The 15,263-nt window shown below is 65.2% G+C and carries 16 protein-coding genes; 6 read left to right on the top strand and 10 right to left on the bottom strand.

Annotation, left to right across the window (positions count from 1 at the left end; genetic code table 11):
- The first annotated feature begins 660 nt into the window (after positions 1 to 660).
- The 3 genes from ACSSU5_RS23645 to ACSSU5_RS23655 all read left to right on the top strand — a co-directional run bounded on the left by ACSSU5_RS23645 (position 661) and on the right by ACSSU5_RS23655 (position 1,980).
- Positions 661 to 867 carry a hypothetical protein gene (locus ACSSU5_RS23645; protein WP_492559979.1) on the top strand — a complete coding sequence of 69 codons (207 nt, stop codon included), beginning with the start codon at positions 661 to 663 and terminating at the stop codon, positions 865 to 867.
- Between the two features lie 69 nt (positions 868 to 936).
- Entirely contained in the window at positions 937 to 1,428 is a 492-nt protein-coding gene (locus ACSSU5_RS23650; protein WP_492559980.1) for a DUF1543 domain-containing protein, read from the top strand.
- Between the two features lie 261 nt (positions 1,429 to 1,689).
- On the top strand, positions 1,690 to 1,980 hold the full coding sequence (locus ACSSU5_RS23655; RefSeq protein ID WP_492559981.1) for a c-type cytochrome: 291 nt from the start codon (positions 1,690 to 1,692) through the stop codon (positions 1,978 to 1,980).
- 43 nt (positions 1,981 to 2,023) lie between these two features.
- Here ACSSU5_RS23655 and ACSSU5_RS23660 read toward each other — a convergent pair whose 3' ends face one another.
- The 9 genes from ACSSU5_RS23660 to ACSSU5_RS23700 form a co-directional block, all read right to left on the bottom strand.
- The gene (locus tag ACSSU5_RS23660) at positions 2,024 to 3,211 is read right to left on the bottom strand and encodes an MFS transporter (protein WP_315405128.1); all 1,188 of its coding nucleotides are present in this window, start codon (positions 3,209 to 3,211) and stop codon (positions 2,024 to 2,026) included.
- On the bottom strand, positions 3,190 to 4,422 hold the full coding sequence (locus tag ACSSU5_RS23665; RefSeq protein ID WP_492559982.1) for an acyl-CoA dehydrogenase family protein: 1,233 nt from the start codon (positions 4,420 to 4,422) through the stop codon (positions 3,190 to 3,192). Before ACSSU5_RS23665 ends, ACSSU5_RS23660 begins: the two co-directional genes overlap by 22 nt.
- Positions 4,423 to 4,431: 9 nt before the next feature.
- Complete coding sequence (locus ACSSU5_RS23670; RefSeq protein ID WP_492559983.1) at positions 4,432 to 6,081, bottom strand: class I adenylate-forming enzyme family protein; 1,650 nt, start codon at positions 6,079 to 6,081, stop codon at positions 4,432 to 4,434.
- Positions 6,078 to 7,892, bottom strand: a complete 1,815-nt coding sequence (locus ACSSU5_RS23675; protein ID WP_492559984.1) for a CoA transferase — start codon at positions 7,890 to 7,892, stop codon at positions 6,078 to 6,080. The genes ACSSU5_RS23670 and ACSSU5_RS23675 overlap by 4 nt, the downstream gene beginning before the upstream one ends.
- Complete coding sequence (locus ACSSU5_RS23680) at positions 7,889 to 8,167, bottom strand: MoaD/ThiS family protein (RefSeq protein ID WP_207852950.1); 279 nt, start codon at positions 8,165 to 8,167, stop codon at positions 7,889 to 7,891. Before ACSSU5_RS23680 ends, ACSSU5_RS23675 begins: the two co-directional genes overlap by 4 nt.
- 51 nt (positions 8,168 to 8,218) lie before the next feature.
- On the bottom strand, positions 8,219 to 8,644 hold the full coding sequence (locus ACSSU5_RS23685) for a M67 family metallopeptidase (protein WP_315405133.1): 426 nt from the start codon (positions 8,642 to 8,644) through the stop codon (positions 8,219 to 8,221).
- A gap of 16 nt (positions 8,645 to 8,660) precedes the next feature.
- Positions 8,661 to 9,824 carry a molybdopterin-synthase adenylyltransferase MoeB gene (moeB, locus tag ACSSU5_RS23690; RefSeq protein WP_315405134.1) on the bottom strand — a complete coding sequence of 388 codons (1,164 nt, stop codon included), beginning with the start codon at positions 9,822 to 9,824 and terminating at the stop codon, positions 8,661 to 8,663.
- A gap of 106 nt (positions 9,825 to 9,930) precedes the next feature.
- Positions 9,931 to 10,869 (bottom strand): helix-turn-helix transcriptional regulator, encoded by a 939-nt coding sequence (locus tag ACSSU5_RS23695; RefSeq protein WP_492559985.1) that lies wholly within the window; start codon positions 10,867 to 10,869, stop codon positions 9,931 to 9,933.
- Positions 10,870 to 11,060: 191 nt separating this feature from the next.
- Positions 11,061 to 11,441 (bottom strand): DUF2946 domain-containing protein, encoded by a 381-nt coding sequence (locus tag ACSSU5_RS23700; RefSeq protein ID WP_186664752.1) that lies wholly within the window; start codon positions 11,439 to 11,441, stop codon positions 11,061 to 11,063.
- Positions 11,442 to 11,676: 235 nt separating this feature from the next.
- Here ACSSU5_RS23700 and ACSSU5_RS23705 point away from each other — a divergent pair, with 235 nt between their 5' ends.
- The 3 genes from ACSSU5_RS23705 (at position 11,677) to ACSSU5_RS23715 (ending at position 14,568) form a co-directional block, all read left to right on the top strand.
- Positions 11,677 to 12,057, top strand: a complete 381-nt coding sequence (locus tag ACSSU5_RS23705) for a DUF2946 family protein (protein WP_492559986.1) — start codon at positions 11,677 to 11,679, stop codon at positions 12,055 to 12,057.
- A gap of 108 nt (positions 12,058 to 12,165) precedes the next feature.
- Positions 12,166 to 14,082, top strand: a complete 1,917-nt coding sequence (locus tag ACSSU5_RS23710; RefSeq protein ID WP_492559987.1) for a TonB-dependent receptor — start codon at positions 12,166 to 12,168, stop codon at positions 14,080 to 14,082.
- A 54-nt stretch (positions 14,083 to 14,136) separates the two neighbouring features.
- The gene (locus tag ACSSU5_RS23715) at positions 14,137 to 14,568 is read left to right on the top strand and encodes a copper uptake system-associated protein (RefSeq protein WP_315405140.1); all 432 of its coding nucleotides are present in this window, start codon (positions 14,137 to 14,139) and stop codon (positions 14,566 to 14,568) included.
- 76 nt (positions 14,569 to 14,644) lie between these two features.
- Here ACSSU5_RS23715 and ACSSU5_RS23720 read toward each other — a convergent pair whose 3' ends face one another.
- Positions 14,645 to 15,091, bottom strand: coding sequence for a four-helix bundle copper-binding protein (locus ACSSU5_RS23720; RefSeq protein ID WP_009686850.1), 447 nt, complete (start codon positions 15,089 to 15,091; stop codon positions 14,645 to 14,647).
- Positions 15,092 to 15,263: the final 172 nt, after the last annotated feature.

The following is a 15,263-nucleotide window of genomic DNA, read 5'->3' on the forward strand; positions in this document are numbered from 1 at the left end:
GCAGGCATCTGTGAACGGCCGCAATGGGTCGTTAGCAGCCATTCGCGACTGACCGCTAACGACCCGTAGCAGACATTCTTACGCCCCATTATGATCGTGCACCCTATCCAGCGAGCGCTTAGATCAAATTATTTCTCATATTGAGAAGCACAGCGAAAACTTCGGAGCCGCATTGCGAGAGTGCGCTAATTATCTAGCCAGACCCAATCTCAGACGCCCGGTAATTAGCCCCCTCAAAATTATTCAGCTTTCGGTAGACTTATCTGTTGCATTCTACCCTGCACTCTTCAAGCCCCGATAATTAAATCTTATCCGACCTTATCAATCGAAAAATCAATTTATAATACATTCAACGTATTAAAATATACAGATTCAACTCTATAGGGTGCCCAAGTCCCTCTGGGGAGTGCAGGCTATCCGGGACACTTCCGATTCAAGCGGTTAGTCCAGATTACACTTGAGACACAGCGGCCTCCTCGCTCGCCAGGCGCTCAACGGCCGCCGCGACCAGGCGCCTGCGGCTGTCATGCAGCGCCACCAGCTCCGGCAAGTAATGGTGCACATCGGCATTTTGAGGCGCGCCCTTTGCCAGTGCTTGGCTTGTGCTTCGCCGAACCGGCGAGCACGAGGGGCTAACTGGGCCACGCCAGCGGCAAGATGGTGGCCACCTCCGACCGCACGCAACGGGTCGGCCGCTGGTTGTTCAACCTGCTGCACAGCTGGGATTGGCAACCCCTGCTGGCCAGGCCGCTGCTGCGCGAAAGCCTGCTCATCGCCATGAGCATCGGGGGCCTGGTAATCGCGCTCAGTGGTGTCGTGCTGGGATGGCGACGCCTGCGCAGGGTTTTCAAGCAACCGTTACGCTGATTGCGTGCTTGGCGAACAGCGCTGCAGTGTTCACACTGCAGCGCTTTTTGCTGCCCTGAAGGATTGATCATGCTCTACATCGTCATGCTCGGCGGTCGCCACCCTCGAGCCCGTATCGAAGTCCACGATGTGGTCTTCGCCCAAGCGGACACGCTGGAACAGCTCCATCCCCAGTTGCGCGAAGCCTGGTTCGGCAGCGCCGAAGGCCTGCACATCGACTCCTGGCTGGAAGTCGCCGGGGTCGATGGCTATCGCGTCGAACTGAGCCAGATGGCTCCGGGCCATGACGCCATGCGCCTGTTCTTCCTGAACCTGGGCGGCTATGAACGGCAGGTATTCGGTGAAGCGCATCGCTACCTGCTGGTAGCGGCTACCGACAAGGCCGAGGCCAAGCGCTTGGGCAAGCAACGCATGGCATCTGGCTGGCTCAAGCCGCATACCGACGCTGTGCTCGACGTCGACGATTGCCTTCCAGTCGACCTGGTGGCGGGACGCTATGTACATCTGGTCAAAGGCGAGCACACGGGTATTCGCCAGTTCAGCGACTACATCCTGCTCTGAAGACCATGAACCAAGCCGGGGCTGGTGACCAGCCCCGGCTTTTTTTCGGCCCGGTGAAAACCCTGCCAAGAGCAAAACACCGGGCCAATTTCAAATTAGCACGGCACTCGACCACCCTCGACCTGCGACATCCTGCCGCACCCTTGATAGCGATGCCGCCGGCACAGTCGATGCGCCAGGCCTGAGTCAAACTGTCGCACCTGACAGCTACCGACACTTACATAGACTCCGGCTTCGAATAAAAAACCTGAGAGGTCGGTCATGAAAAAAACATTTGCGGTGCTTGCCTGCCTGGCACTCGCCAGCGTGGCCCAGGCGGCCCAGGAGCCAGAGGCGGTGTTCAACCGCGCCTGCCAGATGTGCCACAACGGCCAACTGCCCATGGCCCCGAAAAAGGGCGACCAGGAAGCCTGGAAGCCTCGCCTGGCCAAGGGCAACGACGTACTGGTCAAGCATGTCACCGAAGGCTTCAACGCCATGCCACCGCGAGGCCTGTGCATGGACTGCACCGCCGAGGATTACCAGGCAGTGATCGACTACATGTCCAAGTGATGCGGCCACCCGTGCCGTGCCCGGCACCGCACGGGTGACACCCCTAACGGCGCTCCGCCCGGCGCCAGGCCCTTAGCCACAGGCACAGCAGCATCCCCAACAACAACGCCACGATCATCGTGTCCAGGACCAGGCCGTAGCCCCGAGCCCGCAGCAGTGCGCCGAACAGCGGCGGCCCCAGCGCGAAGCCCGCAAAGAACCCCACCGACAGCAGGCTCGCCGAAGCCGCCGGCGCGCCGAATGCGCGATCGCGCAGGACCATGCTCATGGCCACCGCGTTGGTCGCCACCGCCGTCAACCCCATGCCGATGCTGCCGACCCAGAGCCAGATCCAGGCTTGCGGCGTGGCCCGGCTCAGGCTGAACACCGCCAGCGCCGCCAACGCGCACAGCGCACCCAGCATCAGGCTCTCGTCGCGCAGCCGCGCTGCCAGGGGTGTCAGCAACACCCGCGCGACGATGCCCATCACGCCGAACACCGCCACCAACGAACCCGCCAGCACCGCCGGCACCTCCTGGGCACGGGCGAACACGCCCAGGTAGGTCACGAACGATGACAGGGCGATGGCAACGCTGCACTGCACGGCCATCAACAGCGCCAGCCCGGTCGAGGGCCGGCGCAGGGTGGTCGAGGCACCGCGAGCACTGGCCGGTAAGCCCGGTAGATGACGCAAGACCGTCCAGCCCAGCAGCAACGCCAACGGCGCGAACAGCACCAGCGCTACCCGCCAGCCCAGGTACTGGGCCAACAGCGGCAAGAGTAGCCCCGCGAACAGCGCCGACACTTGCACGCCGGCCTGTTTGAAACCCACGGTCGCGGCCCGCTCGGCCACGGGAAACTGTTCAGCGATCAGCAGGTTGGTGGCAGGGTTGGCCAAGGCCTGGGCCACGCCACACACGGCCAGCGCCAGCACCAGCCCGAGAAACCCCGGCAATATGCCAGCCAAGGTGTAGGCCGCGGCGCAGCAACCGAACAACAGCCCCAGCGCCCGCCGCCCGCCCAGCCGTTCGACGATGGCCCCGGCGCCCAACGACAGCAACGCAGCCAGGCCAAAAGCGCTCATGGTCAGGTAACCCAGCCAGTGTTCGGGTACCTGCAAGTCAGCAACCAGGAAAGGCCCCAGCGCGCCGATGGCATAGAACACCAGCATGGGCAGCGCCATGGCCGCGCCCAGCAAGCTGCGCAACAGCCAGGTGGAAGGCTGGCTGCTCAGCACGTTATCAGTCTGCACGGCCCCTCCTCGTCCGATGAACCTGTCCAATCCACGGGTGACGAAGAAGGCGCGGCAAAATTCACCCCGCCTCCATCTTGATACGCGCCAATCAACTGTCGGCCCAGGGCACTGACCAGCGCATCGTCGGTGCCATCCATGAAGTGGGTGGCGCGGGCATGCCGGTAGATCCCAGAGAGCGGCGTACCGTCGGTCAAGCCTTCGGCACCGTAAATCTGGATCGCCGAATCGACGTTCAGGCTCAGGGCCTGGGAAGCGGCCAGCTTGGCCAGGTTGGCCTCCACGTCATTGCTCCGGCCCTGGTCGAACCGGGTCGCGGCATCGTGCAGCAACGACCGCGCGGCATGGATGGCTTGGTACGTCTCGACCATGCGCAGGCGCACCAGTTGCTTGTCCGCCAGCCGCGCCAAGGCGCCACGGGGCGAGACGATGCGCGCGCCCATCAGGTCGAAGCAGCGCTGGGCCATGCCCAGCCAGTGCGCCGCACGCAGCAGCCGGCCCAGGGCAAGGCGCTCCTGGATCAGCGCGAATCCCTGGCCCACCTGGCCGAGCACCTGATCCTCTGCAAGCCGGACCGCGTTCAGGCGTACCGGCGCTTGCCCTTGATAGCGCCCCAGCACCTTCATCCGCTCACCAACCTCCACCCCCGGTGTACTGGCAGGCACCACGAACAGGCTCAGGGCTCGCTCCACCGGCCCTTCGGCGGTACGCGCCACCACGGTGATGAAAGCCGCCTGCTCGGCGCGGCAGATGAACCACTTCTCGCCGTCCAGTTGCCAGTGGTCACCGCACCAACGGGCGCGCGTGGTCAGCGTCGCGGGTATCGAGCCGATGCTGTTCGGCTCGGACATGCCATAGCTGGCAAGCGCCTCCCCTGCCAGCACGGGCGCCAGCACCTCGCGCTGCAGACGTGGGTTGGCGTTACGTAACATGTAGCCGTCCAGCACAGCTTCGGCGCCGAACACGGCCGGCCCGTATTCAGACCTGCCTTCCTGCTCGGCTAAGGGCAGGTAGTCGAGCAGCCGGCCTGGCGCCAGGCCGTTGGCCTGCCCCCACAAGCCGGCATCGCGAGCCGCCTGCTGCAGTTGCGCCAGACAGTCCTCGGCCTTGGCATCGCCTGCGTCCAGGCATGGCTCCAGCGGTAACAGCCGCTGGTCCACGAACCGGCGAATGCGCCGGGCCACGGGATGAAGTTGATCATGCTCAAGCATGCGCGCTCCTCAGCAGGCAATGTTCAGGGTGCGTTGCAGGAACGCCAGGTCGGCGGCCAATGCTTTCTTGTCCACCTTGCCGGCGGGGCTCAGGGGCAATTCGCGGTAGAAGCGCAGGTACTCCGGCCATTTGTTCTTCTCCAGGCCCAGATCGCCCAGGTAGTCGGTGAGGTGCTTCAGGGCAAAACGCCGGGCGCCCTGGCGCAGGGTCAGGCAAATGCACACGCGCTGGCCCAGTTCGGCATCGGCCACCGCCACGCAGGCAGCGCTGATCACGTCCGGGTGCGCGGTGGCCAGCCGCTCGATCTGTGCCGGGCTGATATTGGCGCCGCCGCGAATGATCACGTCCTTTTTGCGCCCGGCCAGCACCAGGTGTCCTTCCCCATCGATCAGCCCCAGGTCGCCGGTACACACCCAACCCTGTGCATCGCGATAGCGCTGATCGAGCTCGGGCGCGTTGACATACTGCATCGGGCTCAAGGGGCCGCGGGCCTTGATCTCGCCGACTTCGCCTGCAGGCAGTTCGTGGCCCTCGTCATCGACGATCTTGATCTGGCACACACTAGGGTTGGGTGTGCCGACGCTGTTCAACACCACCTCCAGCGGGTCATCCGGTAGGTTGTGGCAATTGACTCCGTCGGCCGAGCCGTACAGGCTCACCACGGGGCAGCCGAACGCCTCGACACAGCGGCGGATGCTCTGCCCGTCGATCAGTGCTCCGCCACTGACCAGCGCCACCAGGCTACGGCGGTCGGCCTGGGCCAGTGCCGGCTCGGCGGCGATCCGCTGCAACATGGTCGGCACTGCGAAGACGTGAGTCGGGCGCAGCTGCTCGATGGCGCTGATGGCATCTGCCACTTCAAAGTGCGCCAGCACCGCCAACGAGCCACCCAGCCAAGCCAGGCACCCGGCCGTGGCGGTGGAGCCGAACGCCGAGCCCAGTGGCACCAGATACAGCCCGCGTAAAGCCTGCCCCTCTGGATGCAGGCGTTGCAGGAAGCGCCCGCGTCCGCCGACCAGCGCATTGTGTGAATAGGCCACCAGCTTGGGCTCGGACTCAGTGCCGGAAGACACCAGCAAGCGCGCTGGGCTGTCGGGGCATACCTGGGGGCGCTCGGCCTCCGTCAGTGGTTCCGACGCCAGCAACCCGCTCAAGGTCGACCAGCCCTGACGCTGGTCGCCGTCGACCACCAGCACGCGCAAGCCCAGCAAGGTAGGGCGCAGCGATTCCACCACTGCACACAGGTCGACCTCGCCCTGGCAAGGCGCGACGATCACCGCCCGTGCACAGCAGCGCTTGAGCAAGGCTTCGATATCCAGCCGCCCGCGCCCTGGTGGGAACGGCGCGACCACCGCGCCCAGCACGGCAGCGGCCAGGTCTATGGCGCAGCACTGCCAGCCGTTGCCGAGTTGATAGGCGACCACATCACCCGCCACCACGCCACGCTCACGCAGACCACGGGCCAGGCGCAGGGCCTGGTCGTGGAGCTGTCGGTAACTCACCTGCCCGTCCAGGGTCAGTACTGCCGGTTTCTCGGGCTCGGCCATCACGTGCGCCTCGAACAACTCGAACAATGGCCAGTCGGCGTACCAGCCGGCCTCGCGCCAGGCCTGCCTGGCGGTGACGGGGACCAGATCGATGATGCCGGATTCGTTCATGTGAACCTCCATGGGGAAAGCACGCGGGTATAACGGCCAGGCGCGAGCCAAGGCGCCAGGCGTGGGTCTTGTTGCAGTTCGGCAAGGTCCTGGCGGACGATCGCCACGGGCACACCTGCGGCCAGCAACCGCGCCTGCCAGTGGGCGGCCGGCTGCCGGGCCAGTTGCAGCGCCAACGGCTCGCGCAGGGTCTGCCACGCGCACGGCATGGGGAAGTCGAACAAGCGTGCGAGGGTTTCAAGGTGCTCAGGAGCGCAGCAGTCAATCGCCAGGCTGGCGTCCTGGCAGCGGAATACGCCCGCGCTCAGTGGGCGTGTACGCGTCATCCGCGAGCGGCACAGCAGATCGGCGGCTCCGAGCAAAGAGCTGTCCACGCGCCCGGCATGGCCGTGCAGATGGCGGGCCAGCAGCGCGGCGACGATGCCCTGGGCGGCGATCACCCCGCCGAATACATCCAGTACGGTGAACAGCGAGCCGCCAGGGTTGCCCTCGCCCTGGCCGATCAGGTGGGCGATCCCCGACCAGGCCTGCACGGTGAAGTCGGTGCCCGGTAGCCCGACGGGCACCTGGGCATTGCCCCAACCACCGGCGTAGGCATAGATCAACGCGGGATTGACCTGGGCCAGGTCCGCTTGATCGAGCGCCAGCTCCTCGGCCTTGCCAGGGCCCCAGTTGTGCAGGAACACATCCACCTCGGCGATGTTCCGACGCAGTTGCTCACGCTCGCTGGCCGACTTCAGGTCCAGTTCGACCACTGCCTTCAGGCCGTTGAGCGCATCGAAACGTACCGAACAGCCCTGCGCCAGCGGCGCCATGCCACGCAGCGGATCGCCGCCGGGCATTTCCAGGCGGGTTACCTGTGCCCCGAGCATCGCCAGCAAGTGGCCAGCCAACGGCCCCTGAATACGCCGGCACGACTCGATGACGCGCAAGCCGCTTAATGGCAATACCTGATTGCATGGGCGTGACGGCACCGTCACCGGATGCAGACTGAACGACCAGGGCGTATCACCGACTGGTATCAGGGTATCGCGCTGGCAAGGTTGATGGACCGGCGTGACCGCCATTCCCACCGCCGAGCAGTGCTCGACGACCTGCGCGTACTGCAGGTTCGCCAGCGTCCTACACAAAGTCTCTGGCATCGGTGCAATGGCGCGGGCATAGCGCAGCAGGAAGCCCTGCCAGCCTTTACTGCTGTCGGCCCGGGCAACGCCCAGGCCGTCCCAGAATGCGAGCCACGGACCGGCGTCCAGGGTTTCCAACTCGAAAACCACGCCATCGGCACTGACGAAGGGTGGCCGCAAGCGGGCAGACGAGCACCCCGCTGGCAATCGCTCGGCACCCTCCTCGGCCGTTGCTCCAGCCAGGTACTGGCTGATGCACTGCAGACCGGCGCCTGGCAGCGACACGCTGCAGTCCGTCACCTGGCCACCGCGCAGACGCGCCAACGCCGTCGCCATCAACCCGGTCAATGCCAGGCTCGCGACCACATGAGCGAGATAGTCGAGGTCGATGGCCTGGGCCTGCCCACTGGCCCGGCCGTGCACCGCCATCAGTCCGCAGGTAGCCTGGAGGGTGAATTCGCTGATGGCCCGAGGCGCTTCGTCGTCCCAGCCGGTGAGTCGGCAATGCGTGGGGGCCAGCCCCTGGCCTTGCAGGCAATAGATCTGTTCGCGTCCTGCGTCGGATACAGACTCGACGGCAATCCCCAGCGTCCTCGCCTGCATCGCCAGGCCTCGCTGCAAGGGATCATGCTCATCGGCGAACGCACCGAGCAGGCGACAGCCGTGCAGCGCCGCCGCTTGATTCATCGTGCACCGCCAGCGACGGCGGGCAGGATGGTGAGCTCATCGCGGTCGGCCACGACGGTGTCCAGATTGTCGAGGAAGCGGATGTCCTCGTCGTTGAGGTACAGGTTGACGAAGCGGTGCAATTGCTGCGCATCCATCAGCCGTGAGCGAATGCCCGGGTAGCGCCGTTCGAGGTCGTCGACGACCTCGCGCACCGTCGTGCCTTGCGCTTGCACGCGTTTGCTGTCCTGGGTGTAGCTGCGCAACAGGGTCGGAACACTGACAAAAACCGGCATGGCGTACTCCTCGGCCAATGGCCGATCAAATAAGGAAGGAGGCGGCGCGGCTCAGGCCGCGCGGGTATCGACGTCGACGATGCGCAGGCTCTCTTCGATCACCTGGCCATTGGCGATGCGGTAACTGCGCACCGGGTATTCGCAACCGCTGGCGGTGGACAGGATCAGGTAGTGCGTGTGCGGCTCGTTGGCGAAGTGGATGTCGGCCCGGCTCGGGTAGGCATCGCTGGACGTGTGTGAGTGATAGATCACCACCGGTTCTTCTTGCTGCGCGTCCATTTCGCGCCACACCCGCAACTGCTCGCGAGGCTCGAACTGGAAGAAGGTCTGCGACCCGGCATGGTTGACCATGGGCACCCAGCGCGAAGGCCGGTCAGTGCCTTGCCGGCCGGGCATCACGCCACAGGCTTCGAGGGGATGTTGCTGTTGTGCATGGGCAATGGCGGCATCGAGCAACGCCCTGGAAATGATCAGCATGGGAGGCTCCTTCCTTTCAGTAGCGTGGCAGATCGGGTTCGACGTCATCGATCCAGGCCAGGATGCCGCCTTGCAGGTTCTGCACCTGGGTGAAGCCCAGTGCCTGCAATTGCAGCACTACCGCCCGGGAACGGGCGCCGGACTTGCAATGCACGACCACGGGCGTATCGCTGGCGTAAAGGGCCTTGAGCTGCCCGGCCAACTGGTCGGTCTTGGGCATCAGGCGTGCGCCCTGGATGTGCGCGATGTCCCATTCGGTCTGTTCACGCACATCGATCAGGACCACGGCCGGGTCTTCGCGCATCAGCCGGCTCAGTTCCATGGCACTGACCTGCGGCACCGTCACCGGGGCTTGCGATACACCGCTGCAGAAGGCCTGGTAGTCCTCCAATCGGGTAATGGGCCGCCGGTCCGGCGCGCGGCGCAGGCGGATCTGGCGGTAATTCATGTCCAGAGCGTCATAGACCATCAGGCGGCCCAGCAATGTGTCGCCGATGCCGGTGATCAGCTTGATCGCCTCGGTGGCCATGATCGAGCCGATCGACGCGCAGAGGATGCCCAGCACCCCACCTTCCGAGCAGGACGGCGCCAACTCCGGAGGCGGCGGTTCGGGGTAAAGGTCGCGGTAGTTGAGGCCCGCGCCGCCCGGAGCCTGTTCCCAGAACACCGAGACCTGGCCCTCGAAACGGAAGATCGAACCCCAGACATAAGGTTTGCCGGCCAGCACGCAGGCGTCATTGACCAGGTAGCGAGTGGCGAAGTTATCGGTGCCGTCGAGGATCAGGTCGTATTCGGCGAACAACGCCAAGGCATTCTCCGGTTCCAGGCGCAGGGTGTGTCGGCGCACATTGACGAAAGGGTTGAGTTCGGCGATGGCCTGGGCGGCGCTGTCGCTCTTGGCCTGGCCCAGGGTGGACTGGCGGTGGATCACCTGGCGTTGCAGGTTGGACGCCTCGACCACGTCGAAATCAACGATACCGAGCGTGCCGACGCCAGCTGCCGCCAGGTACAGCAAAGTCGGCGAGCCAAGCCCGCCGGCGCCGATGACCAGCACCTTGCTGCTCTTGAGCCGGCGCTGGCCGTCGAGCCCGACGTCGGGAATCAACAGGTGGCGGCTGTAGCGGGAAATCTCTTCGCTGCTCAGTTGGGCGCAGGCATCAACCAGTGCGGGAAGTTTCATCGTGAAGCTCCTTGGCTTAGGGCCTGCCTATTGTTCGCCAGCCCAACGGGGGCGCCCATCCGTTGACGGCTTGGATTCATATGAATTGCGTTCTGATACGTATGGATTACGTCGGCACGGCGCCGCGCTTGCCGACCTCCTTGGGCGCAAAGCCGAAATAGCCACTGAAGGCCGCGCTGAAATTGCTGGGGTGGCTGTAGCCAACCCGGTAAGCCACCTGGGCGACCTGGCAGCCCTCTTGAAGCAAGACATGCGCGCGCCGCATGCGCAGCTCCAGCAGCATGCGATAAGGCGTGGTGTCGAACAGCTCATGAAAGCCCTGCTTGAGCTTCGCCGCACTGAGGCCGACACGGCGACACAGCAACGCAACGGTCATGGGCTGGTCGAGTTCGTCGTGCAACAGTTGCCGGGCTTGCTCCAGTCGCTTGACCTGAGCAGCAGGCAACAGCGGCGTGGCCTGGGACGACACGGCCAGCTGGCGCAGGGGGTGGCTCAACAGGTTCAGCACATGCATGTGGATGTCCAGTGGCGCGCATTGCCCTTGCGCCAGGCGCGTGGCCAGAGCCTGGACGTGGCTACACGCATCACGGCTGGTAGCATGCTGCAGCAGCGGCGCCTCGCCCTGGCAATTCAGCAGGCGCCAAGCCTGCTGATCACCCAGGTAACGGCGCAAGGTGCGCTCACCGACGAGCAGGTGCAGACCACAAGCGCCCCTGCCGAACTGAAAGCGACTGGCCTGCTGTGGCGCGTGCAGCAACTGGGCGATGCTCTGCCCCGCCTCGAAACGCCAACAGCGGCCTTTGCGGTCGGCGTACTGCACATGGCCCTGCTCCAGGAACGTCAGGCACAGCAGCGGCCCGCCGAGCAGTTCGCAGGTGCGCTGCACGCCGGTGCCCGAGTGGCTGGCATCGAGGCGCAACAGCAGCAGGTCGTCCTCGATGGCCAGTGTTTGTGGCGCGCTCGCCGGCACGGCGCGCAGGCGCTGCAACGGGGCATCCGGGGCAACGCGGCGCAGGTCGACGCTAGCGTATGCCACGCGTTTCATTCGCCACTTGCAAGGTAGCGTCCATCGCCGGCACTCCTCCATGAAACGACGTGCGACCTTGCTGGCCCGCCACCCGCTCCGCTGGCTAACGGCTTGCGCGTTAAGCCCGCAAGCCACCTCTTCGGCCCTGTACCCTTTGCCATGGGCCGCAGACGCGCACACGGCCACAGGTCCGTGTGGCGCAGTGAGGTTCAGCGGGGAGAGGCGCGAGGATTGGAGGACGGCCAGCAATAGCGAGGCGGCGCATGCCCGAGGGGCGCGCGGGCGAAAGCGCGCCGGTCGATGTTCGACAGCAGCCAGGCCAGTGCAGCCAGGAACACCAGGTGCATGAAGCCCGCCGCGCAGAGCGGGCAGCTGAACGGCGTTGCCAACCCACTGTCGGGCAAGGCCGAAAGGTCCTTGGCGGCCAGCGCCGAGGTGTCGCTGCCGAGCGAGCAGAACTGCCCGCCGATGCCGTTGAGCGCCAACCCCAGCATCTGCCCATGGCCCAAGCCACAGGAGAACACGTTGAACAGCACACTGAAGTACAAGGCCCAGGCAATGAAGGCGCGTCGTGTCGGGGGGTGGTTCATGCACCGGATCCGTGGCGTTGGAGGTGGGCGGATGCCGACTGCGATTCTCGCCTGGCAATCCGCACAAGGCTTTCTAGACTCTTCTGCGACAATCCGCCACACCCCTTGCCGAGCGGTGGCGAAACAATAGTCGCCTCGGCAGGGTGTGGCAGACTGTCGCACCCTGCGCAATCGAGCAGCGTTGCTAGACTCGCGCCTCGCCCCATTCAACCGTAGCGGCCATCGAGCAAAGGATATGCACCGAGCAGCAGGACGTCGCCACGCCTTCGCCTGGATACTCTATGCCAGCGTGCTGTGCGCCGTGCTGCACTGTGGCATCGGCCACGGTCAGGCCACCGGCTTGGCGCTCAATGGCGCCGGCAGCGCGTTCTGCGGCCACGCTGGTGCGCCGCCTGGCCCCATCGGTTTCGAACAATGGCTAGGCGAGAACCTGGCCGCCAATACCACGCTCGATTGTCCACTGTGCAGCCACGCGGGCCTGGCGTTCACGCCCCTGCTGCCAGACCTGCCGTTCGCACACGCTGCGCTCGATGACCGCCTGCCCGCTGCCCCGGCAGCCTGGCCCCGTCGCCTGTGGCCCGCAGCCAACCCCCGCGCCTCGCCTGCCCTGGCCTGATCCGTTGCCCCTGACCCGCCCCACGCCCCTGGCTCTATGCACCTGGGGATGCCGCCATGCGCGCGGGGCTGGCCCGCCTCGACTTATCGCAACAGGAACACCCAGAGCATGAAGAACAAGACGCTTTGCTGCGCCGCCGCACTTGCCCTTTCCAGTGGTACCGCACTGGCCCAGACCGACAGCGTGGAGCTGCCCGAAACCACGGTGGTCGGCACTTCGGTCATCGACCAGAACAACGTTGACAGCTTCGGCAGCCTGACCACCGTGGTCGGCCAGGAGCAGATTCGCGACCTCAACGCCCTTGACCTGTCCTCCGCCCTGCGCCGCACCCCTGGCGTGGTCGTATCGCGCTTCAACCCGGTCGGTTCGTTCGGCGGCGCCGAGGGTGGCGCCGTGTACATCCGCGGTATGGGTGCCAGCCGCCCCGGCAGCGAGATCAAGACCTACATCGACGGCGTGCCGTTCTACATGGGGGTGTGGGGCCACCCGCTGCTGGACCTGCTGCCGATCAATGCCATGCAGAGCATCAGCGTGTACAAGGGCCCGCAGCCGCAGAAGTTCGGCAATACCTTCGCCGCCATCGACCTTACGCCCAAGGTGGCCGAACTGGGCGATAACCACCACGGCGAACTGCAACTGACCGGTGGCAGCTTCCGTACCGCCACCGAACAGGCCAGCCTGATTGGCCGCGAAGGCGACTTCGACTACCTGCTGGCACAGGGCGCCGCCCACTCGGACGGTGACCGCAGCGACGGCGATGGCCGCCTGAACAACGGTATGGCACGCCTGGGCTACCGCCTGAACGACAACTGGAGCACCGGCTTGCTGGTGCTGCACGCCAACAACCAGGTATCCGATCCCGGCCAGAAAGGCCTGCCAGAGACCAAGAACGGCGAATTCAACACCCGTGGCACCCTGACCTCGCTGTCTGTGGCCCACGAGCATGATTGGGGTAATGGCAGCCTCAAGCTCTACCATAACGAGGGCCGTGGTTCCGCCCTTGACCAGACCGGCCTGGACGGCGACACCATCAGCGACTTCACCCTGCAGGGCATTCGCTGGGAAGAGCAACTGCGCCCTTGGCAAGGCGGCGAAGTGGCGTTGGGCCTGGACGTCGACGAAAGCAAGGGCGAAGTGCACTTCAAGCGCATCGCCCCTGCACCGCAGGCGAAGTTCGACGCCCCCACCCTGCGCGTGACCTCGCCGCATATCGCCGTCAGCCATGCCTTCGCCCTCAACGACCGCTGGACCCTGACGCCATCGGCGGGCGTGCGCACCTACGACCACAATGTCTTCGACAGCGCCACCGCGCCCCACGCCGGGCTGCTGCTGTCGTCGGACAATGTCGAATTCCGCGCCAATGCCTCGCGCGGCATCAACTATCCGGGCCTGGAGGCCTCGGTGATGTCGAGCCTGATCCCGGCGCTGGGCGAAACCTGGAAAGACCTCAAGCCCGAAAAGCTCGACCATCAGGAACTGGGCGTGCGCTTCAACCCGATCGACAGCGCCACCCTCGACCTGGCGGTGTTCAAGGACAAGCTGCAGGACCGCTACCTGTTCGCCTTCCCGCCGACCGTGTCGAGCCCGTCCTACATCAACCTGGGCGACTACGACATCAAGGGCGCCGAAGCCACCTGGCAGCAGCGCTGGACCAGCAACTGGAGCAGCTTCGTCGGTTTCACCTGGCTCGACCCGTCGCTCAAGACCCTGCCCTATGCGCCGCAGAGGTCGCTGTCGTTGGGCACCACCTACGAGATCGGCCGCTGGCGCCTGTCGGCAGACGCGCAGTATCAGAAGGACATGTACGTACTGGCCGAAGAGCGCACCGCCGGCGCCAGCAACTTCTCCAAGGTCGACAGCTTCACCGTGGTCAACATGCGCGTGGGCTATGCCGTGCCGGCGCTGGGTAAGGTCGGCGAAGTGTTCGTCGCCGTGGAGAACCTGTTCGACCGCGACTACGCCTACCGTACCAACTACCCGATGCCCGGCACTTCGGCGCAGTTGGGTGTGAAGATGGGCTTCTGAGCCCTCACCGGTCGCTGCCGACAGTCGTCGGCAGTCTCATAAAGGAAAACGCAGATGAAAGCACCGATCCTTGCCTTGCTGCTGGCCTGCAGCCCGCTGCTGGCCATGGCCGACACCGCCAGCGAGCAACAGAGCATCCAGCAACTGATGCGGCACAACTTCGAACGCCCCGACGCACCGCTGGACGTCGGCCCGGTGACTGTCGAAGGCGACCATGCGGTGGCCGGCTGGCTGCAGGGCCAGCGCGGCGGCCGCGCGCTGCTGCGCAAGGGGCCTCATGGCTGGCGGGTGGTGTTGTGCGCCGGCGATTCGTTGCTCGACCCGGCTACCCTGCGCAGCGCGGGGCTCGGCGAACAGGACGCGGCCCGGCTGAGCCAGGCCGTGCGCCAGGCCGAAAGTGAACAGCCAACCGAGCGGGTCAAGCAGTTCGCGCTGTTCCAGGGCGTGGTCAAGGTCGACAAGGACGCTGCCCACGGGAATCACTAATGAACAGGCCGGGGCTTTTCAAGCCCGGCTTGTGTGTCACAGCGGCCCCCTTTCGAGGAAATGCTCCAGGCAATGGTCAGGCAGTGATTGCCTTGCAGGCCTTCAAGCAATCGGCACAGGCATCTGCGCATGCCTTGCATTCAGCGTGCTGGTCTGCGTGCTTGCGGCATTCGTTTTCACAACTGGCACACACATCGGCCGCCATCCTGGCCATGGCGGGTGTGAAGCTGGAACCTTGCACGGCCAGCTTCATCAAGGCTGTACAGGTCGCCAGCAGCTCATTGACTGACTGGGCACAGCCCGCCATTTCCTTGTCACCCTGCCCCAACAGCACCAGGCAATGCGCCAGACAGGCCTCCCCGGTTTTCAGGCAATCACTGCTGGTGTCGATCACACCTGCGAACGGTTTGCCGCCGCCATGATCATGGTGGTGTTCGTGGCCTTCAGTCGCGGCCAACGCCGGCGCCACCATGGCCACCGCCACCGCGCCGGCAACGGTCTTGAGTATTTCACGTCGCTGCATTGCTCACTCCTTGTTGGACATGCACCGTACCCTCACTGCGGCACTGTGCCACACCCTACAGGCAACCAGGCTCATTCGACAAGGTCGCGCAGGCCCGCGGCAGGTTGTCGCACCAGGCAAACCAAGCCCCTCTTGCTAGTCTGCCGCACCGTCTTCCAGTGCGCAGCCATCG

It is taken from the genome of Pseudomonas sp. E1MeOHC2 (genome assembly GCF_058745025.1).

Bases quoted from the DNA above. Each gene is read 5' to 3' on its own strand.
- ACSSU5_RS23695 (WP_492559985.1), bottom strand. From the start codon at position 10,869: ATGAAACGCGTGGCATACGCTAGCGTCGACCTGCGCCGCGTTGCCCCG.
- moeB (WP_315405134.1), bottom strand. From the start codon at position 9,824: ATGAAACTTCCCGCACTGGTTGATGCCTGCGCCCAACTGAGCAGCGAA.
- ACSSU5_RS23685 (WP_315405133.1), bottom strand. From the start codon at position 8,644: ATGCTGATCATTTCCAGGGCGTTGCTCGATGCCGCCATTGCCCATGCA.
- ACSSU5_RS23705 (WP_492559986.1), top strand. From the start codon at position 11,677: ATGCACCGAGCAGCAGGACGTCGCCACGCCTTCGCCTGGATACTCTAT.
- ACSSU5_RS23680 (WP_207852950.1), bottom strand. From the start codon at position 8,167: ATGCCGGTTTTTGTCAGTGTTCCGACCCTGTTGCGCAGCTACACCCAG.
- ACSSU5_RS23675 (WP_492559984.1), bottom strand. From the start codon at position 7,892: ATGAATCAAGCGGCGGCGCTGCACGGCTGTCGCCTGCTCGGTGCGTTC.
- ACSSU5_RS23670 (WP_492559983.1), bottom strand. From the start codon at position 6,081: ATGAACGAATCCGGCATCATCGATCTGGTCCCCGTCACCGCCAGGCAG.
- ACSSU5_RS23650 (WP_492559980.1), top strand. From the start codon at position 937: ATGCTCTACATCGTCATGCTCGGCGGTCGCCACCCTCGAGCCCGTATC.
- ACSSU5_RS23665 (WP_492559982.1), bottom strand. From the start codon at position 4,422: ATGCTTGAGCATGATCAACTTCATCCCGTGGCCCGGCGCATTCGCCGG.
- ACSSU5_RS23715 (WP_315405140.1), top strand. From the start codon at position 14,137: ATGAAAGCACCGATCCTTGCCTTGCTGCTGGCCTGCAGCCCGCTGCTG.
- ACSSU5_RS23655 (WP_492559981.1), top strand. From the start codon at position 1,690: ATGAAAAAAACATTTGCGGTGCTTGCCTGCCTGGCACTCGCCAGCGTG.
- ACSSU5_RS23710 (WP_492559987.1), top strand. From the start codon at position 12,166: ATGAAGAACAAGACGCTTTGCTGCGCCGCCGCACTTGCCCTTTCCAGT.
- ACSSU5_RS23720 (WP_009686850.1), bottom strand. From the start codon at position 15,091: ATGCAGCGACGTGAAATACTCAAGACCGTTGCCGGCGCGGTGGCGGTG.
- ACSSU5_RS23700 (WP_186664752.1), bottom strand. From the start codon at position 11,441: ATGAACCACCCCCCGACACGACGCGCCTTCATTGCCTGGGCCTTGTAC.